We start from the raw sequence: 23,631 nt of genomic DNA, 5'->3' as shown, positions 1-23,631 counted from the left end.
CTAACTCCTCCTCGCTATTTTAATATCTGAAAATTTTTAATAAAATCGGATGTTCTCCCCGCTATTTTTTCCGACAGATTAAATATCACATTTGGAAGATTACTTTGCTTTCTTTCAACAGTAAAGTTTGCAACTTGAGGTAGCATATCCACCAGCTCTCCATAAAATCCTCCAAAGGTTAAAATAATTGCTACCGCCGCTGCAGCTACATAATAACCGAACATAGTTCTAAATTCGCTTCTGTATTTCTTCTTCTTTTTTTTCTGTACTCCATATTTTAAACTTCTCACATTATTAACCACATTCTCAGTAAAATTTTTAGAAATCATTTTCTCTGAATTCGTTACTTCTTTTTCATCTATGAGAGAAAGAAAAATGTCCATACACTTCTCGCATTTATAAAGATGCTCTTCCATCTCTCTGTTTTTTTCTTCAGAAAAAACTTTTTCTTTATAAAAGAACCATTCTAAATAATCATAATGTTTCATTTTCCTCCCTCCATTTCTCTTTTAATATATTTCTTCCTCTATAAAGCCGAGAAGCTATTGTCTTTACGGTGGTTCCTTCCTCGTGGGCAATTTCTTCATAGCTTTTTTCTTCAAAATAGAATTTTATAATTACATCTTTATAAATACTGGGGATGCTATTGCATAATTTATAAATTATCTCTCTGCTCTCCTTTTGTATCAACATATCCTCGGGGGTTTTACAATAATTAAGTTCCTTTATGTTATCCATTTCTTCACTATTTCCTATTCTTTCCTCAGTATATATTTTAGCATTTTTTCTTTTCCAATCTATTGATTTATTTACTGCAATTCTGCCAATCCACCCTTTAAAATTTTCAATCTTAAAATCAGGAAGAGAAATGTAAACCTGTAAGAAAACCTCCTGTGCTACATTCTCTACTTCATCATAATCTTTTATAAAATTTAAAATAATGGCAAATACATAATTTTTATACTCGTCTACAACTTGGGAAAATGCATTATCATCTCCGGATAAGATCTTCTTTATCAGTTTTTTATTCAAGTCATAATCCCCCCTCCTTTCCTCCGTACATTAATTATAACGAAATAAATGTTAAAAATACTGCATAAAAATATAATTATTTAAGAAATTTTTTTATCTAATGATTCCCCTATCCTAATATCGGAAAGTTCCTCATAATTTACTTTATAATCATTCAATCTTCCTTCATAAATTAATGTCATCTTCGAGCAGTATCTAAAATCCTTAGGAGATACAAGAGAGGCAGGTTTATTAAAAATATGTATTCCGCTATAATCCAATAATGTAGCTACAAATTGAGAACAAAAAAATTTATATTTTCTCTTTATGGGAGTGTTTAAAATTACTCCTAATAACCCCAATAAATTATAGCCATATCTCTCTCTATTTATTTCGAATTTATAAAGTAAATTCCTTAAATTGTTATATTGTATCTCATTTATCTTAAGAGAATATACGGCACATGTCGTATTTTTAAATTTCCCATACACCCCTTTATTAATACTTTCTTCAACAAATCCCCCGATAAAAGGATTTTTATAATATTTTCTTCCAAAACTATACATATTATTTAACTTAACATTTAATGAAACAGATACGTGACTATACGGTTCCCCCGTATAAGTCTTTATACATCTTGAAAGAAATGTCCCACTATAAGTAAGAACTATATATATTTTATAACTTTCCTGCCTGTAAAATTTGCTACTTTTTATATTATTCCAATCTTTTTTTCTAATTTTTCTCATCTCCTATCATCAGTTAAATCTTTAATATAATAGTAAATATCAATAAGTGCCATATAAAAATTAAAATATCATATCTAAATTAGAACACCATTAAAGCACTATTAAAGCTACATTAATTTTATATAAGTACTAATAATAACGAACAAGAAATTAATAGTACTGCAAAATAAATCAAGGAGGTCTTTTTTGAATCAAGAAAAATTAGAATTTTCCTCTGGTGGGCTATAAAATATATTTAGTTAAATATTAAAAAGCATGATATTTCAACATTAATATTGAAATATCATGCTTTTGACGATTACATGAAATTATCGCATAGGTTGTCCTAATCATTTTCCAACAAATATCTGCATACGTTTTCATCGGTTATTAATACATCAACCCAATTACCTTTAAGTGCTGATTTAATCACATTTTCCTTCTTTTCAGTTCCCGCTATTAATACTATTTTGGATTTTCTCCTCAGTTTATCAAAACTTACTCCAACTATCCTTTTATTTATATCCACATCAGGAAATTTCCCGTTTTCATCAAAAAACCAACTTCCTATATCTCCTACTATCCCTTTTTTCTTTAAATTTTCTGCTTCTTCTTTTTTTATATTTCCAATCCTTACAAGGGTAGACGAATTTACATTTCCGGTTCCTACAAAGATGATATCCGCTTCCAAAGTTTTTTCAAATACCCTTTTTACTAAGAGATCTTTCATAAATGCTTTCTTGTTATCTTCATTTTCTGCTATCGCCGGAGCATATATAGGATAAGAAACCCCTCCGTAAGCTTCCGCTACTTTTCTGCATATCTCATTTGAGTGAAACTGAGGTTCAATATACCCGGTTCCTCCAACTATAGGCACAACACTGTATTTAAACCTTTTATTCAAATTCTGATCACTTAATGCTTTTGCCATTTCGTTTAACGTTTTCCCAATTGATAATCCAATGATCATTCCGTCTTTAATATTCTCATAAAAATAATTTGCTCCAGCCTCTCCCAACTTTTTGGTTATACTCTCTTCCTGAGTGGAAAATACAGGAATAACGATTGCCTCCTCCAGATTATACCTGTTCAATAATTTCTTTTCCAAATCATAGTTCCTGGAAACAGGAGAATTAACTGTAATTTCTATAATTCCTTTATCTCTTGCTTCAGCTAATGCCCGAGAAATAGTCGGCCTGGAAATATCCAACATATCAGCAATCTCTTGTTGAGATAAATCATCCATATAATACATAGAAGCTACCTTAGCTAAAAAAATTGATCTTCCCTTCATATTTCTACCTCCATTACCAATTCTGTATTAGAAATTATGTTCATATTCTTTTATAAAAGTTAATTTAAATAAATTATAACAGAAAAAATTTTATTTGTATAGAATTTTAAGAAATAATACCGTAAATAATGAGATACAAAATCATTTAAATAAAAAAATTGTCAACGGAAATTACCTATAATGGCAAACCGTTGGCAATTTTTATTAACTTATCATAGGGATAACATATAAAGGAATTACATCATTGGCATTCCGCCGCCTGCTCCTGCCGGCATCTGATTATCTTTTTCTTCTTCTATATCTGCTACAGAAGCTTCAGTAGTCAAAACCATTGCAGCTACTGATGCAGCATTTTGTAATGCTGAACGAGTAACTTTTGTCGGGTCAACTATCCCTGCTTCTATCATATCTACATACCTTTCTTTTGCAGCATCAAATCCAATTCCGACTTTTTGCTCTTTTATCTTTTCCACTATTACAGAACCCTCAAGACCTGCATTTATAGCTATTTGTCTTACCGGTTCCTCTAAAGCTCTAAGTACTATTCTGACTCCTGTCTTTTCGTCTCCATCTACCTTATCCACTAATTTTTGAACTACAGGTATGCAATTAATAAGTACTGTTCCTCCTCCAGGAATTATACCTTCTTCTACTGCAGCTCTTGTAGCGGATAATGCATCTTCTATTCTCAATTTTCTTTCTTTAAGTTCTGTTTCAGTAGCAGCTCCAACTTGAATTACTGCAACTCCTCCTGATAGTTTTGCAAGTCTTTCCTGCAATTTTTCTCTATCAAAATCTGAAGTAGTATCTTCTATTTGAACTCTTATCTGTTTGATTCTGTTCTTAATTTCCGATTGACTTCCTTCTCCGTCAACAATAGTTGTATTTTCCTTATCAACTTTAACTTTCTTTGCTTTTCCAAGCATATCAAGTGTAGCATCTTTTAACTCATATCCTAATTCTGAGGATATTACCTTTCCTCCAGTCAATATTGCGATATCCTGAAGCATTTCTTTCCTTCTGTCTCCAAAGCCAGGAGCTTTTACAGCTACACAATTAATTGTCCCTCTCAATTTATTAAGAACTAAAGTTGTAAGAGCTTCCCCTTCTACATCTTCAGCAATAATCAAAAGAGGTCTTCCTTGTTGTACTACCTTTTCAAGAATCGGAAGCAATTCTTGGATATTGGAGATTTTCTTATCCGTAATTAAAATATATGGTTCTTCTAACTCTGCTTGCATTTTATCAGTATCTGTTACCATATAAGCGGATACATATCCTCTGTCAAACTGCATACCTTCAACTACGTCTAAAACTGTTCCCATTGATTTTGATTCTTCAACAGTTATAACTCCATCTTTCCCTACTTTTTCCATAGCTTCGGATATTAGTTTCCCTATTTCTTCATCGCCTGCTGATACCGATGCAACCTGAGCTATTGCATCCTTTGATTCAACTTTCTTTGAAAATCTTCTGATTTCCTCAACGGAAGCATCCACGGCTTTACGTATTCCCTTTTGAACAATCATTGGATTTGCTCCTGCCGCAACATTTTTAAGTCCTTCTCTGATAATCGCTTGAGCTAATAATGTTGCTGTAGTAGTTCCGTCTCCTGCTACATCATTTGTCTTAGTCGCTACTTCCTTAACAAGTTGAGCACCCATATTTTCATAAGGATCTTTAAATTCAATTTCACGAGCAATAGTTACTCCATCATTCGTAATTAACGGAGAACCAAATTTTTTATCTAATACAACATTTCTTCCTTTTGGTCCTAATGTTACTTTAACAGTATTAGCAAGTTTATTTATGCCTTTTTCCATTGAGCGTCGAGCTTCTTCGCCAAATTTAATTTCTTTTGCCATATTGTTTCACTCTCCTTTATAATCTTCAATAATTATTCAACTACAGCTAAAACATCACTAAATTTAAGAATGGTATATTCTTTTCCATCTTCTTTTATTTCTGTTCCTGCATACTTAGAGAATATAACCTTATCTCCAACTTTAAGTTGATCTTTTTTCTTTTCATCTTTGTCAATTTCAGATCCAATAGCCACAACTTCAGCCATTTGAGGTTGTTCCTTAGCTGTACTTGGAAGAACTATCCCACTTTTGGTTTTTTCTTCATTTTCAATTTTCTTAATAACTACTCTGTCACCTAATGGTTTAATACTCATATATTAGCCCTCCTTATATATAATAATATATTGATTATTTTTTTCAATTTATTAGCACTCATCATTACCGAGTGCTAATATCTACAATTAATATGTTACTTAATATGTTTTGGGTTTTCAAGGCTTAAAATAACATATTTTAAACCCATATTTAAGCTATCTATAATATGTATCAATAATATAAAAATATTACATTAAATTTCGCAGTTTATCTTGATTTTTCTTAATATATCATAATTCCTATAATTTCTTATATCCTTTAAACTCCTTTAAATAGCCAATATCTATAATTTCTTTTCTAATAATGCCAATCTCGTCTAAAACCTTAGTCCCGTAAATATAATTGATAAAATATGATATATAAGAGGGACAAATATTGCAGGAAGCATATTTCCAACTCTTATCTTTTTAATTTCCATCATATTTAAACCTATGGCAAATACAAGCAACCCCCCCACTGCAGACATCTCCTTTATAACATCGGCAGTAAGATAACCTTTGATTCCGGAAGCAAGAACTGTTATTATACCTTGATACAAAAATACACATACAGATGAAAAGGCAACCCCTATACCCATAGTAGATGCAAATATTATGGAAGAGATACCATCTATAACTGATTTAGCAAAGAGAGTCTTATAATTGCCTTGAAGTCCGCTTTCTAAAGCTCCTACTATTGCCATAGCACCTATACAAAACACCAGAGAAGAAGTAACAAAACCTTCGGCAAAAGATGAATTGTTTTTCCCAAGTTTATTTTCTAATATAGACCCCAACTTGTCCAATTTTTCTTCTATATTTACTTTCTCTCCGATTATACTTCCTAATGCCAGACTTATTATAACCAATAAAATATTCTTTGATTCCACTGCTCCCATTATTCCTATGAGCATTACTACCAAACTCATTCCTTGCATGATTGTTTCCTTGTATCTTCCTTTAATCCCTTCTTTAAGAAATACCCCTAAGACACTTCCTACGATAATTGATACGGAATTTACTACAGTCCCTAACATTTTTTACCTCCTAATATCTGTTATTTCCTATTATTTTGTTTCTTCTCTTTCCCTATCCCCAATTCTCTGGCATAATAAAATAGATACTGTTGTGCAAAACCCTTATATCGTCCAAATTTATTATCAGCGAATAAAAGAATTTCCTTAGGTTTTGTATCCTTTTTTAAATAAAAATATTCCATTACTCTTTTTACCCACACATCTATGGGAAAGGCATCTCCTTTTCTCATAGAAAAAAGTGCTATACAGCTTGAAACCTTATCTCCGATACCTTTAATCTTCATCAGTTCTTCTTTTACATTTTCAGTAGAAAGAGATTTTATTTCATCAAGATCAATTTGTCCATTTAATATATTGTCAGTTCCATCAAGAATATATTTCCCTCTGAATCCCACTTTACATTCTTTTAATTCTTCTACAGTCGCAACGGATAATTCTTCCGGGGAAGGGAAAGCGAAATATTTTTCCCCACGAAATTCTTCAATATATTTTCCATATCTCTGACTAATAAGTTCAATAGATTTTTTAATTCTTGGTATTGCATTATTTGCAGATATGATAAATGAAATAAGTGTTTCAAAGGGATCTTGATTAAGAATTCTGATTCCTTCTCCAAATTTGATTCCTTCACGAAGTATGGGATCTTCTGATAATACATCTTTGATTTCTCCATAATCTCTTTCTAAATCAAAATAATCAAACCATATATTATTGAAGTCTTCCATATTGGTGTTAGTGAATATTATTCTGCCTTCCTCTTTTTTTACATTTAACACTTTACCAAAAGCTACTCCTGTGTAGCTTCCGTCTTCTTCTCTGTTCCACCTGAAACATTGACCGCAATCAAATATATGAACGGGATTAAAATCCTTCAAATTATCAATTATTATTCCGTCTTCGTATTCTTTTATATTACATTTCATATAATAAACTCTCCTTTATTTTGTCTAAATAAAATATAACAATATTATAATACCCAAAATAAAATAATAAAAGTAATTTTAAAAAAATACTTCCCTATTATAAACAGATCTTTATCATTTAATCTGCTTATAATAGGGAGGCATATCATTCTTAAATAAACATTCAGTTCTTTTTAATATATTTACGTTTCTTCATTTAAGCTCTAAAGGCATCCATTATATCATCCACATGATCCAATGCATCAATTAACTCTGGTAATATTTCATAAATATCTCCAACTATACCATAGTCTGCAATTTTAAATATAGGAGCATCCGGATTTTTATTTATAGCCACTATGCAATCTGATTCCTGCATACCTGCTAAATGCTGAATAGCTCCGGAAATTCCACATGCTATATAGAGTTTCGGCCTTACGGTTTTCCCTGTCTGACCTACTTGATGAGCTTGCTCAATCCAACCCGCATCTACCGTTGCACGGCTTGCTCCCACTTCGGCCCCAAGTTTCTTAGCCAACTTTTCTATAAGTTTAAATCCTTCTGGAGTTCCCAATCCTCTTCCTCCTGATACTATTATAGGAGCCTCTTCCAATGGTACCTCCGCTTTGCTGCTTTTAACAAATTCTATAACCTTAGCTTTAATATCTTCTTCTTTTAGATAAGGATGAATCTTTTCAATAATTCCCTTATGGTTTTCATTGTATTTTGCTTTTTCCATAACTCCAGGTCTAACGGTTGACATTTGAGGTCTGTAATTAGGGCACACAATTGTCGCCATAAGATTTCCCCCGAAAGCCGGACGAGTCATCATAAGTCTCCTATTTTCCAAATCGACATTAAGCCTTGTACAGTCAGCAGTAAGACCCGTATGAATTCTTGCAGATAATCTTGGCCCTAAATCTCTTCCTATATTAGTGGCACCTATTAAAAATATCTCCGGTTTTCTTTCTTCTACCAGTTCATAAATAACTTTACTATAAGCATCTGTTGTATAAGTACTTAACAAATCGTCTTCAACATACAATACCTTATCAGCACCATATTTAATCAATTTTTCCGCTATATCGTCTACATTCTTTCCAAGAAGTACTGCAGTCAATTCAGTATTTAATTCATCCGCTATTTTTCTTCCTTCGCCTAATAGTTCAATTGCAACATTAAGAAGATTTCCATCTCTTTGTTCCGCGAAGGTCCAAACTCCCCTGTATTCATCTACATTTACAACAGCATTTTTATCTGCCATGATTAACCCTCCTTCTATTAAATGATATTCTTCTCTTTCAATCTAACTATTAAGGCTCTGACCGAATCCTTAGTTGAACCCTCTAAAATTTCTCCTACGGACTTTCTTTTGTCTGGAGTAAAGGATTTATTAACCTGAGTCGGAGAAGCTTTAAGTCCTACGTCTTCTTGTGTCAATCCCACATCTTTTCCGCTCCATACTTTAACTTTCTCTTCTTTATAAGCTTTATATATGCCCTTTATAGATGGATACCTCGGAGCATTTAATTCCTTTATTGCCGTAAGCAATACAGGCATATCGGATTCTACTACAAAATATCCATTTTCTAACGCTCTTCTTGCTCTTACTTTTCCGTCCAATATCTCAAGTTTTTCCACATAAGTAATCTGAGGAATTCCTAAATGCTCGGCAATTTGAGGTCCAACTTGAGCAGTATCCCCATCTATTGCCTGCCTTCCACAGAATATAATATCAAAATCTCCTATAGTTTTAATGCCCGCAGCAACTGCCGTCGAAGTAGCCCAGGTATCTGAACCTGCAAATATTCTATCACTTAAAAGTATTCCTTCATCTGCTCCCATGGCTACTGCTTCTTTTAACGCGACATCTGCCTGAGGTGGTCCCATGCTTAATACAGTTACCTTTGTATCCGGAAATTGATCTTTTATTTTTAATGATTCCTCCAATGCATTCCTATCATCAGGATTTATAATGCTTGGTACCCCTTCTCTGATTAGAGTCCCTTTTACAGGATCAATTCTTACTTCATTTGTGTCGGGCACTTGCTTTAAACATACTATAATATTCATGATTTCATCCTCCTTATATTACTTTAATAAGTTAGCCGCAATAACCATTTGTTGTACTTGAGAAGTACCCTCATATATTTCAGTAATTTTAGCATCTCTCATCATTCTTTCTAAAGGATAATCCTTAGTATATCCGTAACCGCCATGTAACTGAACACATTTAGTTGTTACATTCATAGCTGTAGTTGCTGCAAATAATTTAGCTATAGCTGCTTCCTTATTATAAGGGAGTCCATTTGCTTTATTAAAAGCTGCCCTATAGACCAACAGCCTCGATGCTTCTATTGCCGTTTCAATATCTGCTATTATCCATTGAAGTCCTTGAAACTTAGACAAGGGTCTTCCAAATTGTTCTCTTTCTTTAACATATTTAACCGTTTCATCTAATGCTCCTTGAGCAATACCAAGAGCCTGAGCAGCGATACCTATTCTGCCTCCATCTAATGTAGACATAGCAATTCCAAACCCTTTTCCTTCTTTTCCAAGTAAATTTTCCTTTGGTACTATACAATCTTGAAAAATAAGTTCGGCAGTAGAAGAACCTCTGATACCCATTTTATCTTCAATTTTACCAATACTAAATCCTGGAAAATCTTTTTCCACTATAAAGGAACTTATTCCTCTTGTCCCTTGAGATTTATCAGTCATTGCAAATATTATATAAACGTCCGCTTGTCCGCCATTAGTTATAAATATTTTAGAACCGTTGACTATATAATTATCTCCATCCAGCACAGCCGTCGTCTGTTGTCCTGCTGCATCAGTACCAGCTCCGGGTTCGGTCAGACCAAAGGCTCCCAGCTTTTCTCCTTTTACTAATGGAACTAAGTATTTTTGTTTTTGCTCTTCTGTACCATATTTATATATTGGCCAACAACCTAATGATGTATGGGCTGAAAGTATAACCCCTGTAGTCGCACACACCCTTGAAATTTCTTCGACTGCTATTGCATAAGCAATTTCATCTCCGCCGGCTCCTCCATATTGTTGTGGAAAAGGTATCCCTAACATATTATACTTAGCCATTTTTTCCACAGTTTCTCTCGGAAATCTTTCCGTCTCATCAATCTCTGCCGCAAGAGGTTTAACTTCATTTTCTGCAAATTCTTTCATCACATTTCTTACCATTTCTTGCTCTTTAGTCAAAGTGAAATCCATATTATTTTCCCTCCTTATATTATCAAGTCATATTATAATTTATTTATAAATTAACTGCTATAGTGTTTGTGAAAATTTTATCTTTTATTTTTACCTTCTTAAACCATTTTTCTGTCTATTATCTCCTTAAATGTCAAAATTGCAAAAAATAATAAACTACTATATATAGTTACTATTTAAAATGCCTAAATTAATGAGAATTTCCGCCTAAATTTCTTTTCAAAAAATATGAAAGTATAAACAAACTTTCATTCAAATGAACATTTTCTACAACAATATTTTCCGGTACTTTCAAATCTGCAGGTGCAAAATTCCAGATTCCTCTCAATCCACTCTTTGCATAGGTATTTGCAATATCCTGTGCATTCTCCTTAGGAGTAGTTATTATACCTATTTCCACATTATTTTCCTTGATAAAATTCTCCATCAGATCTACATCTCTTATTTCAATATCTCTTATTTTTAAACCTATAATTTTAGGGTTTTTATCAAATAATGATAATACCTTAAACCCAGCATCCTCAAATCCTCTATAGTTTGCCACTGCCTGGCCTAAATTTCCGGCTCCCGCTATTACTGCGTTATAAACTTTATCCAACCCTAATATTTTTCCGAGTTCCCTATAAAGTTCACTAACATTGTATCCATAGCCTTGTTGCCCAAATCCGCCAAAATTATTTAAATCCTGTCTAATTTGGGATGCTGTAAAACCTGTTAAAGTACTTAATTCTTGAGATGATATTCTTGCAATTCCTTTATTTAATAATTCACCTAAATATCTATAATATTTTGGAAGTCTTCTAATTACCGTAATTGATACTTTATTACCCATACAGATCCCTCTCTTATAATTCTTTTTATACCAATTTATAAATATTATAGCATCTTGTTATTTATATGTCAAACTTCTAATCCTCATTCCATCAAAAATCCTTGCAACACGCGGGGACGGTTCTTTTGTGCTGCAGCACAAAAGAACCGTCCCCGCGTGTTATGCATATTTTGTTTATATAATAGAAATAATAATTTTAAAATATACGATTATGAAAGGAGTATTTAAATGGCAAATAATGAACAATTGCAAAAAGTTGCACTCTATTGTGATGAATATAGACAAAATGAAAATCCTTCCTTTCAGTCTTCTGTCGATGCTTTTGGAGGAGAGATTAAAAGCTGTAAAAATTGTGCTCATTTTACTTCAGATGAAAAATGCGATATTGATTTAGTTGATAAAGTACTTTCCAGTATGGCAATGGAATTAGACCTCAAATAGCCCTGTTTATGGGCTGTTTTTTTTTGATAAAATAATATATAGTAATAAGGTAGGAGGAATTCATATGATAGTATTATCCTGTAAAGATATACAAAAAACTTATGGTATTAAAAAAGTCCTTGAAAATATCACATTTACAGTAGAAGACGGAGAAAAAATAGGAATAGTCGGGCTTAATGGTTCCGGTAAATCTACTCTTTTTAATATATTGTCCGGTGAAACTTCCAAAGATATAGGAGATATATATATTCAGAAGGGTTTAAGAATAGGATATTTAAAACAAAATATAAATATTAATAGCAATAAAACATTATTTGATGAATGCAGCAGTGTATTTGAAGATTTAATTCAGACAGAAAAAAAATTAAGAATGATGGAAGAAGAAATAAGTAATAATAGCCAAAATAAGGAGTCAAATTATCTTCATAAATTAATGGAAGAATATTCTTTTTTGTTGGAAGAATTCTCAAATCACAATGGCTATGGCTTTAAAAATGAAATCCGAAGAGTTTTAGACGGGCTGGGATTTTCCCATGAAGATATGGATAAAGAGGTCAATAAATTAAGCGGAGGACAAAAGGCAAGGCTTTCCCTTGCTAAACTTCTCCTTGAAAAACCTGATATTTTATTATTAGATGAACCGACCAATCATTTGGATATAGAAGCGATAGATTGGTTGGAAAAATTTCTAAAGGAATATAAAGGCGCTGCTCTCATCATATCTCATGATAGATATTTTCTTGATAATGTGATAGATAAAATATTTCTTCTTGAAAACTTAAAGATAGATATTTATAAGGGTAATTATACGGAATTTATGAAAAAAAGAATTAAGGATTTAGAACTGCTTAAAAAGAATTATGAAGATCAGAAAAAGGAAATAGAAAGGCAGGAAGAAATTATACGGAGATTTATGAGTTATGGAGGAAAAAGATATATAAGGCAGGCTCAAAGCAGACAAAAAATATTAGAGAAAATTAAAAAAATGCCTAAACCCAAAACAGATGCAAAAAAAGCAAGGATTACTTTTGTGCCGAAGATAATTAGCGGAAGAGAAGTGCTAAAAGTAGAGAATTTAAAAAAATCTTTTAGCGAAAATGTTATCTTTGAAAATATAAACTTTAATGTTTACAGAGGAGAAAAGGTAGGCCTTATCGGTCCCAACGGAGTCGGGAAAACCACCTTATTTAAAACAATCCTTGGAGAAATTCCCCACGACGAAGGAGAAATCATTCTTGGACATCATGTAAATATCGGTTATTTTGATCAAGAACAACAAAAATTAAATACAGAAAAAAGTATAATAGATGAAATATGGGATGAACATCCGGATTTAGATCATTGGCAGATAAGAACTCTCTTAGGTCAATTCTTATTTATAGGGGACGATATTTTTAAAGAAATCAACGAATTAAGCGGGGGAGAAAGAAGCAGATTGGCAATATTAAAACTTATGTTATCTAAATCCAACTTCTTGATGATGGACGAGCCTACAAATCATTTGGATATTGATTCAAAGGAAGTTTTGGAAGAAGCATTAATAAATTATGAAGGAACTTTGTTTGTTATATCCCATGACAGATATTTTCTAAATAAAACCGTCAACAAAATATTGCAATTATCCGAAAAAGGCATTGCCGAATATTTAGGAAACTTTGATTACTATATTCAAAAGAAAAAAGAAAAAAACACTGATGAGGACAAATATAATATTATCAACAAAACACAAATTAAAATCCAAAGGAAAAAAGAAAGAGGAAAAAAAGAAAGAGAAAGAGAAAAAAAGTGTCAGCTCCTGCAAATTGAAGAGATGATTAGCAATGAGGAAGAAAAAATCAATCTAATAGATCAAGAGATGTGTAAAGTTGAAATATATGAAAACCCCAACAAAATTGTAGAATTAACTAAAGCAAGAGAAGCTGCAAAACTAAAATCAGAAAAATTATATGAACAATTGATAAATTTAACAGAGGAATAAAATAAAAATATATTTTCCCCAAATAATCCACAAGTTATTCACATTATCCACAACATTATCCACAATTATTTTTGGTTAAAATAAATATATTTTTATCATTTCCACATTGTCCACAGTAAGTAAAATTTTTTTTGTCAAACTATGTGGAAAAAACGCATTTTTTTGTTGATTATTTATATCCCAATTCCAAATTCGGAACTACGTTCATATCTAAAGGAGACAAATGTCCCTCAATATAATTAAAATATGCAGCAGATCCTATCATTGCACCATTATCTGTACACAATATTTTAGAAGGATATTTCAATTCTATTCCCTCTTCTTTACATCTTTTTCCCATCAAACTTCTGAGGCCTTCATTAGCTGCCACTCCCCCTGCCATAACTATAGTTGAACTTTTTCTTTCCTTTGCTAATCTTATGGATTTTTTCACAAGGACTTCAATTACAGCTTGCTGAAAACTTGCGGCCACATCTTCAATTACTATTTCTTCCTCAAGTTGCTCTTTATGGTGTAAATAATTAAGTACTGCTGTTTTTAATCCGCTAAAACTAAAATCATAAGTTTTATCATCTAAATAAACTCTCGGAAAATCACAAGCAGCTTTATCCCCTTTCATTGCAAATTTATCTATTAAAGGTCCTCCTGGATAATCAAGGCCCAATGCTCTTGCCACTTTGTCGAACGCTTCTCCGGCAGCATCATCTCTTGTTCTTCCTACTATTTCATATTCCGTATAAGAATCGGCCTGAGCCAAATAAGTGTGCCCTCCCGAGACTACCAAACAAGTAAAAGGAGGCTCTAAATCCTTATGTTCGATATAGTTAGCACATATATGCCCTTCTATATGATTAACACCTATGAAAGGTTTGTCCAACGCATATGCTACTGCTTTTGCACTTGATATGCCTACAAGCAATGCTCCTACAAGCCCCGGACCTTTAGTCACTCCAACTAAATCCACATCTTCAAAACCGATTCTGGCTTCATTTAACGCTTCTTCTACAATAATATCTATATTTTCAATATGTTTTCTTGATGCAATCTCCGGTACTACTCCCCCAAAAGGTCTATGAATTTCTATCTGGGATGATATGATATTGGAAAGAACTTCCCTACCATTTTTAACAACTGCACATGACGTTTCGTCACATGACGTTTCTATGGATAATGTAATAATATCTTTTGTCATTTCTTCACCTCTAATTAATCTTCTATGCTTTTCCACATTATTATCGCATCTTCATTATTATCTGAATAATATCTGGAACGAATGCCATAACCTTTAAATCCGTATTTTTTATATAAATTTTGCGCTATATTATTAGATTTTCTCACTTCCAAAGTTATTGATCTTATATTTCTGTCTGCACATATTTTTATAATACCTTCTACTATTTTATTCCCTATTCCCAATCCTCTGTAATCCTTAGCAACGGCTATATTTGTCACATGTCCTTCATCTATTATAAGCCATATTCCTCCATACCCTACTGTTTTTCCATCTAATTCAGCTACTATATACTTTGCAAGCATATTCTTTGTAACTTCCAAAACAAAAGAATCTCTTGACCAAGGAACAGAAAAAGACTCTTTTTCTATTTTCAGTACACTGTCTATATCCTTCTCTTCCATATTTCTAACCTTTATATCCATATCATTCAATACCCTCTTTTAATAAGATCCATTTGAGCCTGAGCTTCTCTTAAATATTTAGGAACTAAACTATAACAATCAACCGCTTTTCCTTCATTTATTTTAACCATTGCCAATTCTCCTATTCCGGAAGCTCTCGGCATATTCAAATTTATTGGAGAAAAAATTGCTCTCTCCTTAAGTATATTCATTATTTTTTCTTTATATTTTAAAGCACCATCTCCATTAAAAACTATTTTTTCAAAACCTATATCAAGATTTCTTAAAAAATCATCAATATCTATAATTGTTTCATTTCCCATACTTAAAAGTTTACCCTTTTCCCAACCATATATACCTGTATATACCCTGTTTCTTCTTCCATCTATCATCGGAATAATTATCTTTGCATAGGGAACATTAAAGGCCAAGCCTTCTAAAGTGGATACTCCTATTACTTTTTTTTTCGTCACATGAGCAAAGCCCTTAATAGTTGCAATTCCTATTCTAATCCCGGTAAAGGAACCTGGTCCTACCGCACCTGCAAAAAAATCTATATCCTTAATATTTAAATTCAAACCATCCATCATTTCTTTAATCATAGGAATAAGATTTTCAGAATGGGTTACTTGCTGATTTAAAGAAAACTCTCCCAATACTTTTTCTTCATCTAATATAGCACAAGTAGCTACTACAGTGGATGTATCAATAGATAATATTTTCAATTCTTTTCAGCTCCTCTTCCATTTCAATATACCTTTTCCCTTTCCCGTTAATAAATATTTTTCTTTCATTATCATTTATTCCTACATCCATATATATATCAAGCCTTTCTTTAGGGAGCATATCTACTATATTATTTCCCCATTCTATTATGGTGACTCCATCGGAATAAAAATATTCTTCATATCCAAGATCAAACATTTCTTCAGGACTTTTAAGCCTGTATACATCAAAATGGTATAATCGAAGTCTTCCATTATACTCATTAATTAAATTAAAAGTAGGGCTTGTAATATACTCTGATACTCCAAGACCTTTACCTATACTTTTAGTTAAAGTTGTTTTTCCTGTCCCCAAGTCTCCGGAAAGATTTATAAAATCTCCCTTTTTAAGTATCTTACCTAATTTTAACCCTAATTTTTCTGTATCCTTCAAATCATGTGATATATATTTAATCATAATACCAGCCTTTCTACTATAATAAACCATAATAATTATAACATTAACTATTTTTTTAAGCTATATAAAAAAAATAATAGAGATAGTTTTAATATCTCCATTATTTTCTAAGCCACCTATTTATGAAGTATCGGCGACACTCGTTTATACAAGAGTACAGTTATAAGTGTAACTACAGCCCCTTTGAATAAATTAAAGGGAACTATAGAATATGCAATAAGAGATTTAAAATCGGTTATGTTGCTATTTAATGCGGTGCCCATAGATACAATACTATCTAAATTCATTCCATATAATTTAGCATAGAAAGGTATCATCACATAATAATTTGCTATGGACATAAAAACAGTCATAGCTATTGTCCCCAAAATCATGCCTATTATTGCATTCTTTCTACTTTTATTTTTAACATATACGATTCCGGATATATAAACAAATATACTCCCTACCATAAAATTTGCAATTTCTCCTACCATCATGCTGTTACTTCCTCTGATAGCAATAAATAGGACATTCTTCATAAATTCTATCAGGATTCCTGCCACAGGACCCAGAGCAAAGGCTCCCAACAAAGCAGGAATTTCACTTAGATCCATTTTCAAAAATCCAGGCGCAAACCACAAGGGGAATTCCGCTATCATTAACAAAAAAGAAATCGCCGATAGTATCCCGACTTTTACTAAAACCTTCGTATTGATTTTTTGTTTTTTAATCTCCATAATTAAATTCCTCCATAGATTTATATTTCTTCAGGAATTTAAAAAACCCTGAAGATAAATCCTCAGGGTAAATAAATCTAATTAAAATATTAGATAAAATTGATCTTCTTCCATCCAGACTCTAACTGTCGGCCTCGGACTTTCACCAAGTCAGCCAAAAAATTTCGGCGCGTGGGCTGTAACCACCGGTAAGGACTCACACCTTGCCCTGAAGACTAATATCCAATTCAAGAAACATTATATATCCAATTATAATCAGTGTCAATATCAAACATTCAATATTCTTATATAATTAACATCCGGATCTTCCGTTCCCTGTACATAAAGTCCGGCATCTTTCATATCCTCTACATAGTCTATAATATCAGGTGTTATCACTTCTCCTGGGCAAAGTACCGGTATCCCAGGAGGATAAGCCATTAAGAATTCCCCGCTTATACAGCCTATACTTTCACGTAATGGCAGCGGAGTCTTATCTCCCATAAAAGCTTCTCTCGGAGCAACTATCTGTTTAGGAATGTCTGGTATATCCAGCATTCTTCTGTTCTCCTTAGGTAAATCCTTGTATTCATCGCTAATTTCTTTTAAAGCGGAAATCAATGCATCAAAACCTTCCTTTGAATCCCCAAAACTTCCTACAGCTAAGGCGTTGAACAAATTTGAAAGCTCCAGTTGAATATGGTATTTTTCCGCTAATATTCTTTCCAATTTATTCCCGGTTATCCCCATTTCTCTACAAGAAATAGTAAGTTTTGTCGGATCAAGAGCATAAACTCCCTTCTTTTTAAGTATTTCATCTCCAAAACAATAAAGTCCCGGAATTTTGTTTATTTCCCTTCGTGCATATTCTGCTAAATCTATAGCCCTATCCAAAAGTTCTTTGCCCTTAGTTGCAATTTGCATCCTTGCCACATCCAAAGAAGCCATAAGTATATATGAAGGACTTGTAGTTTGCAGAAGGTTCATAACTTGTTGAACCTTATTCACATCAACCCTTTTTTCCATGACTTGAAGTAGAGAACTTTGGGTTAAAGAACCTATTATCTTATGAGTACTTTGAGCACTCATATCTGCACCTGCCGATATTGCAGACATCGGCAATCTATTATTAAAGCCTAAATGTGCTCCGTGAGCTTCATCTACTATTAAAGGTATATCATAAGAATGGACTATGTCTGCTATCCTTTTAATATCAGCTGCTACCCCATAATAGGTGGGATTTATAATCAATACTGCCTTAGCATCCGGATTATTCTTTAAAGCTTCCTCAACAGTTTCAGGAGTAACCCCTAAAGCTAATCCGACTTTTCTATCAACTTCCGGTTGAATGTAAACTGGTACAGCACCACTCAAGATTATCCCTGCCGTTACTGATTTATGGACGTTTCTTGGTATTATAATCTTATCTCCATGGGACACTACACTTAAAATCATAGCCTGTATTGCACCTGAAGTACCATTAATCGAAAAAAATGCTCTGTCTGCCCCATATGCATCGGCTGCAAGCTCTTGAGCTTTTTTTATAGGTCCTTCGGGGTGATGAAGACTATCAACCAATTTAAATACAGTGACATCAATAGACAATACATTGTTCCCCACAAAATTTTTAAACTTATTATCCATTCCCATTCCTTTTTTATGTCCGGGTACATGAAATGGAATTGTCTTATTATTTACATATTCCATAAGGGCATCAAATAAAGGAGTTTGAGTTTGATCTAATTTATACACCTTGATAAACACCTTCTTTCAACTATTTTCAGATAAAAAGCCTGAAACTTCGTTGCATTAGTTTCAGGCTTTTGCAAAGCGATTCAAGCTTTTTTATTCATTCAAATAAACAATTTTATTATAGTAGATATAATTACAAAATACAATAATAAATTATATTTTTTTTAAATTATTTAAAATCCAGCTTTTATTAATTTTTCCAATTTAATATTTCTTTATTCAGCAATATATTAATTATTGATTGTTAATATATTTTCAGTCCTTGATCTTATACCATGTAAGTAGTACAAACATAATATCCTATGAAATGTTACAAATGTTATGTTCGTTATGTTCATTATTTTTGTTGGTTTTTAAACATTTTCTGATGATTTCGGCTAATTCCTCCGTAGTAAAAGGCCTGCGCAAGATAAAATCCACAGTTCCCAAATATTTTTCATTTATTATTTCAGAATTTTCCATTAATAATACAAATGGAATGTCGGGAAATTTTTCTTTAATTTCTTCTGAAATCTTTAAAGGATTTAAATTAGATAAATTAAAATTACATATTACCAGTTCATATTTATTTTCTAATAATTCTTTTAATATTAAATTTTTGTCAATTTCAATCTTTCCATTTATATTAAGTATAGATAAATATTTTAACAATTCTCTCCCTATAATATCGGAATCCTCTATTATCAAAACTTTTGTGTTCCTTTTATAGAAAGCATTGCTTTCAGCTAACATTTGGCCTGCTTTCTGTGTGAAGGTTATAGTAAACTTACTTCCATTCCCTAATTTACTTTCAACTTTAATTGTAGCATCGTGTTCTTCTAATATTTGTTTCGATATATTCAATCCCAATCCATTTCCTTTATCTCCCTTTGTAGTAAAATAAGGTTCGAATATTCTGCCCAAAGTTAATTTATCCATTCCAACTCCCGTATCTTCTACTCTTAGACATGTGTTACCTCCACTGTTATAGGTGCTTACCGTAACTACTCCTTCTTCCTCTATGGAATCTATAGAATTGAGAAGAAGATTTAAAACAACCTGCCTTATTTCATGTTCATTACAATATACTAAATTGTCCGAATTTAACCTTGATTTTATCACTATTTTTTTAGATTTAATCCTATATTTTGCCATTGATATACTGGTTTCAACTATATTATTTATATTGTAAAAACCTTTCCTGTTATCCGTAATACCTCTTATATAGCTTTGTACCTTATTTAGTATTGCTTTTCCGTCTAATGAAGTTTTATATATAGTATTAAAATACTCATTCAGACCTTCCCTCGGACTCTTTAACATACATATCTGAGACACACCAATAATTGTAGAAAGTAAATTATTAAAATCATGAATTATTCCCTGGAAAAGCTGCCCCATATTTTTTAAATTTTCTACTTTTTTCAATTCCTTTATATTCTGTTCCTCATAGTTTTGTTTTATAAACAAATTTTCTAAAGTATTTTTAATTAATTCAGAATAATTATAAACTCTTAAATCATTATGCCCATCTATTATAAAATAATCGCTTAAAGATATTAAGTTAATAAAAATCCTTTCAGAAAGGTCATCTACTATATATTTAACCAATGCCATTACTCTTTCTTTATTAACTATTCTTTTTAATATACTCAGAATATTATAAGTTTTTTCTTCCGATATCTTGAAGGCACAATATCTGTCTTGTATCATATAAACAATTATTTTTTTAAAGTTAGATTTTCTTAAGGCTTTTACTTTATTGCTATAAAGCTTTTCAATCATTTCCATATTTACAGTCTTATTACATAATAATTGATCCTCAAGACATAAAAAAATTAGCTGCCCTTTTTTCTCATACAATTCCGAATCAATTTCCCAATATCTTTCAAAATATTCTTTATCGGGTTTTTTATTTGTCTTATTATAAACATATATAAGAGCTCCACCACTCTCTAAATATTTTTCTATAAAATTTCCGAAAGGAGCACAATACCCATTAGCAAGGTTGGAACTCATTATCCCACAAAGTATTCCTTCCTCATACTGAAGTTCTCTTAAACCATACATAATCCCACCCCTTTTCTTTATTATGGTTTTATATATACTTATACTTAAAAAATTCTACTTCTTTCTAAATTTCTAAATCATTACAGACCATTTCACTTTAATAACCGAAATTTGCCATTTCCCACTTCACTGTTAAAATATCCTCTATCATTGTTTCTACTTGTTAACTCCCCATCTCCTTTCCAATATATAATTTATGTCAAATCTCAAATAGTATTTTCTTTAACAATGATAGATGTACTCATCCCCCTGTTCCCTGAATTATTTTAAAAGTGAACTATTCCCATTTTACAGGAAATTTACACTAAGGTATATTATGTTCCCTATGGGTTATAAAAGACGGGAGAACTCTTGCTAAAAAGTTAAATATTCTGTTTTCACTTTCCAAGTAAGTTCTCCCTATACTTTATAATCTTAATTACTCTTTCTGACCGTTTTTTAATGTTTTAAATAATTAAGTTCTTTATATAATTTTTCACCACATCAATTAACATTTCCGTTCTTTACTCCATTTTGAATTTTAAGAGTATCTGAGCCAAGTCCTCACTCATGGACTTAAGGTTTTCCACAGATTCCTTAATTGAATGAAGATATGCTTCTTGTTCTTCCGTACTTGCCAAAACAGTTTCCGTTCCTGCAGAAGTTTCTTCAGCAATTTTGCTTACTTCTCTAATTGATGAATTTACATTCTCAATTCCTTCGGAAAGTTTTTCCAATATCTTCTTAAAATTCTCCACTGTAACAGTAACATACTCCGTTCCTTTCATAATTGATTCAAAGGTAGAGGAAGTTCTCTTTATAATTTTGTTTCCTTTTTCTACTTCCGTTACTCCATCCACCATAGACTTAATTACATTGTCAGTTTCATATTGTATTTTATTTGTCACATTTACTATATTCTTTGACGCTTTATCCGTTTCTTCCGAAAGTTTTCTAACTTCTTCAGCCACAACTGTAAACCCCTTTCCGGCTTCTCCTGCCCTTGCGGCTTCTATTGCTGCATTCAAAGCAAGTAAGTTAGTTTGCTTCGAAATATTATTTATAAGTGATACAGTGTTATTGATATCATTGGTATATTCTTTTAAAACATTCATTTTTTGGGCAGAGTCAACTACTTTTTGGGATATTGAGTTCATGGAAGTTATAGTCTCCTGGACATCCGAAGAACCTTTCTTAGCATTTCCGTAGGCATTATTTGAACTATTCAATATATATGAAAAGTTCTTTTCAATATCCTTTACTATTGAAGATATTTCTAAAAACTCCTTTGTAGTGTTATCTACTTTCTTAATCTGATCTTCCGTACCTTTTGATACTTCCTCTATAACCCCTGTTATTTCCGATGCTGCGGATATAACCATATCCGCATTTTCTAAAAGCTCATTGGATGATGTTTTCACATTCTGAGAAGTATCCATAGCACTTAATACTACGTCATATAAGGAATCTACCATCGCATTAAATGATCTTTCAAGCTGTCCGATTTCGTTTTCGGAATCCACCTTAACTTTTTCTCTCAGATCCCCTTCTCCTATTTTGCCTGCCACCACTGCAAGTTTTTCTACTGGATCGGAAAGTTTTTTTGCCTCATAGGCGGATATCGCTATTACTATAAATAATATTATTATAGTTGAATAAATCGTACCTTTGAACCCGCTCATAACAATTCCGTTTATTTCTTCCTTGTCTTGTTCCAATATAATTCCCCAGCCCGTTGAAGAAATTTTTGTAAAACACCCCAGAACCTCTTTTCCCTTTTCATTTAAATAAAAATCATTATTTTTATTTTTATTTTTTTCGTTTAAAACATCTATTGCTCCTTGAAGTTTATGACTTATTCCGTTATATCTCTCTATAACTTTTTCTTTATAATCCGGATGAGCTATGATTGTTCCTTTACTGTCTACTATATATGTAATTCCCGTTTCTCCGATTTTCTGCTTCTGCACTATGTCCGTAAGTCCTTTAAGATTTATATTAGCTATTATAATTCCGTCTTGGACATTTACTGAATTTTTTAGAGGTGATACTAAAGATACCACCGGAACTTTACCTTCAAGATAAGAATCAGTAACACACCTTTTCCCATTTTTAGCCGTATCAAACCATGATTCACCTTTTATATTTTTAACCTTGTCTACTCCTAATGTAGACATTATTGGGTTTCCGTCCATATCATAAATATGAATACTAAGTATATTTTCCGTTCTTTTTATTATAGAATTAAGTTTTATTTCCCCCTCTGTTTTATCCATACTAATGAAGTCGTTTGTTTCTGCACTGCTCTCGATTACATTAAAAGTATTTTCTATAAAACTATCAATCTGATCAGACAAGGAAGATACAAGTCTGACATTAGAATCTTTTATATTTTCTATAACATTATTACTTATAAAATAATAGCTTAAAATTGCATTCATAATTACCGGTACTATTGTAAATATTAAAAACAAAAATACAATCTGATTTTTTATACTTTTTTTCCTTAAATTTTTAAATTTTTTTCCCATTCCTCCAGCCAGTTTAATATCATTATTTTTATTATTTGTCTTTATCTTTTTTGTTTCTCCTTTCCTCTTCGTCCTTATTTTCAAAAACCATCACTCCCTTTTCAAAAAATCACGTATGATTAAATATTCTACAAATTTTATATAATTCCTCTAAATAAATTTATTTAAAGCCTATATTCGGTAAATTATTTTA

22 protein-coding genes and 1 riboswitch are annotated in these 23,631 nt (G+C 31.9%); of the genes, 2 read left to right on the top strand and 20 right to left on the bottom strand.

Going from position 1 to position 23,631, the window contains the following annotated elements; all coding sequences use genetic code 11:
- Positions 1-14: 14 nt before the first annotated feature.
- From EQM13_RS03865 to EQM13_RS03810, 12 genes are all read right to left on the bottom strand, one after another.
- Positions 15-488, bottom strand: a complete 474-nt coding sequence (locus EQM13_RS03865; protein ID WP_071139662.1) for a hypothetical protein — start codon at positions 486-488, stop codon at positions 15-17.
- Positions 475-1,032: an RNA polymerase sigma factor gene (locus tag EQM13_RS03860; RefSeq protein WP_114218159.1), complete on the bottom strand. Its 558-nt coding sequence runs from the start codon at positions 1,030-1,032 to the stop codon at positions 475-477. The genes EQM13_RS03865 and EQM13_RS03860 overlap by 14 nt, the downstream gene beginning before the upstream one ends.
- An 80-nt stretch (positions 1,033-1,112) precedes the next feature.
- Positions 1,113-1,760, bottom strand: coding sequence for a hypothetical protein (locus tag EQM13_RS03855; RefSeq protein ID WP_071139661.1), 648 nt, complete (start codon positions 1,758-1,760; stop codon positions 1,113-1,115).
- 325 nt (positions 1,761-2,085) lie between these two features.
- On the bottom strand, positions 2,086-3,033 hold the full coding sequence (locus tag EQM13_RS03850) for a sugar-binding transcriptional regulator (protein ID WP_071139660.1): 948 nt from the start codon (positions 3,031-3,033) through the stop codon (positions 2,086-2,088).
- A gap of 236 nt (positions 3,034-3,269) precedes the next feature.
- A complete protein-coding gene (gene groL / locus EQM13_RS03845; protein WP_128752008.1) occupies positions 3,270-4,898 on the bottom strand; it encodes a chaperonin GroEL in 1,629 nt (542 codons plus the stop codon).
- Between the two features lie 32 nt (positions 4,899-4,930).
- Complete coding sequence (locus EQM13_RS03840; RefSeq protein WP_128752007.1) at positions 4,931-5,212, bottom strand: co-chaperone GroES; 282 nt, start codon at positions 5,210-5,212, stop codon at positions 4,931-4,933.
- A gap of 317 nt (positions 5,213-5,529) precedes the next feature.
- Entirely contained in the window at positions 5,530-6,228 is a 699-nt protein-coding gene (locus tag EQM13_RS03835) for a DUF554 domain-containing protein (RefSeq protein ID WP_128752006.1), read from the bottom strand.
- A 20-nt stretch (positions 6,229-6,248) separates the two neighbouring features.
- Positions 6,249-7,151: a DNA-3-methyladenine glycosylase family protein gene (locus tag EQM13_RS03830; protein ID WP_128752005.1), complete on the bottom strand. Its 903-nt coding sequence runs from the start codon at positions 7,149-7,151 to the stop codon at positions 6,249-6,251.
- 196 nt (positions 7,152-7,347) lie between these two features.
- Positions 7,348-8,394 carry an electron transfer flavoprotein subunit alpha/FixB family protein gene (locus tag EQM13_RS03825; RefSeq protein WP_128752004.1) on the bottom strand — a complete coding sequence of 349 codons (1,047 nt, stop codon included), beginning with the start codon at positions 8,392-8,394 and terminating at the stop codon, positions 7,348-7,350.
- Between the two features lie 17 nt (positions 8,395-8,411).
- Positions 8,412-9,203 carry an electron transfer flavoprotein subunit beta/FixA family protein gene (locus EQM13_RS03820; RefSeq protein WP_071139654.1) on the bottom strand — a complete coding sequence of 264 codons (792 nt, stop codon included), beginning with the start codon at positions 9,201-9,203 and terminating at the stop codon, positions 8,412-8,414.
- A gap of 18 nt (positions 9,204-9,221) precedes the next feature.
- On the bottom strand, positions 9,222-10,361 hold the full coding sequence (locus tag EQM13_RS03815; protein WP_114218165.1) for an acyl-CoA dehydrogenase: 1,140 nt from the start codon (positions 10,359-10,361) through the stop codon (positions 9,222-9,224).
- Positions 10,362-10,551: 190 nt separating this feature from the next.
- Positions 10,552-11,193 carry a redox-sensing transcriptional repressor Rex gene (locus EQM13_RS03810; RefSeq protein WP_071139652.1) on the bottom strand — a complete coding sequence of 214 codons (642 nt, stop codon included), beginning with the start codon at positions 11,191-11,193 and terminating at the stop codon, positions 10,552-10,554.
- Between the two features lie 228 nt (positions 11,194-11,421).
- Here EQM13_RS03810 and EQM13_RS03805 point away from each other — a divergent pair, with 228 nt between their 5' ends.
- Both EQM13_RS03805 and EQM13_RS03800 read left to right on the top strand, forming a co-directional pair.
- A complete protein-coding gene (locus EQM13_RS03805) occupies positions 11,422-11,634 on the top strand; it encodes a hypothetical protein (protein ID WP_071139651.1) in 213 nt (70 codons plus the stop codon).
- A gap of 64 nt (positions 11,635-11,698) precedes the next feature.
- The gene (locus EQM13_RS03800) at positions 11,699-13,612 is read left to right on the top strand and encodes an ABC-F family ATP-binding cassette domain-containing protein (RefSeq protein ID WP_071139650.1); all 1,914 of its coding nucleotides are present in this window, start codon (positions 11,699-11,701) and stop codon (positions 13,610-13,612) included.
- Between the two features lie 169 nt (positions 13,613-13,781).
- On the opposite strand, the gene tsaD is transcribed toward EQM13_RS03800, so the two are convergent.
- From tsaD to EQM13_RS03765, 8 genes are all read right to left on the bottom strand, one after another.
- Positions 13,782-14,804 carry a tRNA (adenosine(37)-N6)-threonylcarbamoyltransferase complex transferase subunit TsaD gene (gene tsaD, locus EQM13_RS03795; protein WP_170177305.1) on the bottom strand — a complete coding sequence of 341 codons (1,023 nt, stop codon included), beginning with the start codon at positions 14,802-14,804 and terminating at the stop codon, positions 13,782-13,784.
- A gap of 14 nt (positions 14,805-14,818) precedes the next feature.
- Positions 14,819-15,268 carry a ribosomal protein S18-alanine N-acetyltransferase gene (gene rimI, locus EQM13_RS18385; RefSeq protein ID WP_071139765.1) on the bottom strand — a complete coding sequence of 150 codons (450 nt, stop codon included), beginning with the start codon at positions 15,266-15,268 and terminating at the stop codon, positions 14,819-14,821.
- Between the two features lie 5 nt (positions 15,269-15,273).
- The gene (tsaB, locus tag EQM13_RS03790; RefSeq protein ID WP_071139648.1) at positions 15,274-15,972 is read right to left on the bottom strand and encodes a tRNA (adenosine(37)-N6)-threonylcarbamoyltransferase complex dimerization subunit type 1 TsaB; all 699 of its coding nucleotides are present in this window, start codon (positions 15,970-15,972) and stop codon (positions 15,274-15,276) included.
- Positions 15,953-16,429, bottom strand: coding sequence for a tRNA (adenosine(37)-N6)-threonylcarbamoyltransferase complex ATPase subunit type 1 TsaE (tsaE, locus tag EQM13_RS03785; protein WP_071139647.1), 477 nt, complete (start codon positions 16,427-16,429; stop codon positions 15,953-15,955). Before tsaE ends, tsaB begins: the two co-directional genes overlap by 20 nt.
- A gap of 116 nt (positions 16,430-16,545) precedes the next feature.
- Positions 16,546-17,148: an ECF transporter S component gene (locus EQM13_RS03780; RefSeq protein WP_071139646.1), complete on the bottom strand. Its 603-nt coding sequence runs from the start codon at positions 17,146-17,148 to the stop codon at positions 16,546-16,548.
- Between the two features lie 98 nt (positions 17,149-17,246).
- Positions 17,247-17,368, bottom strand: a riboswitch (FMN riboswitch).
- Positions 17,369-17,415: 47 nt separating this feature from the next.
- A complete protein-coding gene (locus tag EQM13_RS03775) occupies positions 17,416-18,879 on the bottom strand; it encodes an aminotransferase class I/II-fold pyridoxal phosphate-dependent enzyme (RefSeq protein WP_128752003.1) in 1,464 nt (487 codons plus the stop codon).
- Positions 18,880-19,179: 300 nt separating this feature from the next.
- Complete coding sequence (locus EQM13_RS03770; RefSeq protein ID WP_128752002.1) at positions 19,180-20,928, bottom strand: ATP-binding response regulator; 1,749 nt, start codon at positions 20,926-20,928, stop codon at positions 19,180-19,182.
- A 503-nt stretch (positions 20,929-21,431) separates the two neighbouring features.
- Entirely contained in the window at positions 21,432-23,522 is a 2,091-nt protein-coding gene (locus tag EQM13_RS03765; RefSeq protein WP_128752001.1) for a methyl-accepting chemotaxis protein, read from the bottom strand.
- Between the last annotated feature and the right edge of the window lie 109 nt (positions 23,523-23,631).

Source organism: Acidilutibacter cellobiosedens, from assembly GCF_004103715.1.
In the GTDB taxonomy this organism is placed as follows: domain Bacteria; phylum Bacillota; class Clostridia; order Tissierellales; family Acidilutibacteraceae; genus Acidilutibacter; species Acidilutibacter cellobiosedens.
This window is presented reverse-complemented; position numbering and strand designations above follow the sequence as displayed.

Excerpts from the sequence above, each read along its gene's own strand:
- EQM13_RS03865 (WP_071139662.1), bottom strand. The coding sequence starts at position 488 with ATGAAACATTATGATTATTTAGAATGGTTCTTTTATAAAGAAAAAGTT.
- rimI (WP_071139765.1), bottom strand. The coding sequence starts at position 15,268 with ATGGATATAAAGGTTAGAAATATGGAAGAGAAGGATATAGACAGTGTA.
- EQM13_RS03825 (WP_128752004.1), bottom strand. The coding sequence starts at position 8,394 with ATGGCAGATAAAAATGCTGTTGTAAATGTAGATGAATACAGGGGAGTT.
- EQM13_RS03840 (WP_128752007.1), bottom strand. The coding sequence starts at position 5,212 with ATGAGTATTAAACCATTAGGTGACAGAGTAGTTATTAAGAAAATTGAA.
- EQM13_RS03805 (WP_071139651.1), top strand. The coding sequence starts at position 11,422 with ATGGCAAATAATGAACAATTGCAAAAAGTTGCACTCTATTGTGATGAA.
- EQM13_RS03830 (WP_128752005.1), bottom strand. The coding sequence starts at position 7,151 with ATGAAATGTAATATAAAAGAATACGAAGACGGAATAATAATTGATAAT.
- EQM13_RS03810 (WP_071139652.1), bottom strand. The coding sequence starts at position 11,193 with ATGGGTAATAAAGTATCAATTACGGTAATTAGAAGACTTCCAAAATAT.
- EQM13_RS03855 (WP_071139661.1), bottom strand. The coding sequence starts at position 1,760 with ATGAGAAAAATTAGAAAAAAAGATTGGAATAATATAAAAAGTAGCAAA.
- EQM13_RS03770 (WP_128752002.1), bottom strand. The coding sequence starts at position 20,928 with ATGTATGGTTTAAGAGAACTTCAGTATGAGGAAGGAATACTTTGTGGG.
- tsaE (WP_071139647.1), bottom strand. The coding sequence starts at position 16,429 with ATGATTAAATATATATCACATGATTTGAAGGATACAGAAAAATTAGGG.
- EQM13_RS03815 (WP_114218165.1), bottom strand. The coding sequence starts at position 10,361 with ATGGATTTCACTTTGACTAAAGAGCAAGAAATGGTAAGAAATGTGATG.
- EQM13_RS03850 (WP_071139660.1), bottom strand. The coding sequence starts at position 3,033 with ATGAAGGGAAGATCAATTTTTTTAGCTAAGGTAGCTTCTATGTATTAT.
- groL (WP_128752008.1), bottom strand. The coding sequence starts at position 4,898 with ATGGCAAAAGAAATTAAATTTGGCGAAGAAGCTCGACGCTCAATGGAA.
- EQM13_RS03780 (WP_071139646.1), bottom strand. The coding sequence starts at position 17,148 with ATGGAGATTAAAAAACAAAAAATCAATACGAAGGTTTTAGTAAAAGTC.
- EQM13_RS03800 (WP_071139650.1), top strand. The coding sequence starts at position 11,699 with ATGATAGTATTATCCTGTAAAGATATACAAAAAACTTATGGTATTAAA.
- EQM13_RS03835 (WP_128752006.1), bottom strand. The coding sequence starts at position 6,228 with ATGTTAGGGACTGTAGTAAATTCCGTATCAATTATCGTAGGAAGTGTC.
- EQM13_RS03820 (WP_071139654.1), bottom strand. The coding sequence starts at position 9,203 with ATGAATATTATAGTATGTTTAAAGCAAGTGCCCGACACAAATGAAGTA.
- tsaD (WP_170177305.1), bottom strand. The coding sequence starts at position 14,804 with ATGACAAAAGATATTATTACATTATCCATAGAAACGTCATGTGACGAA.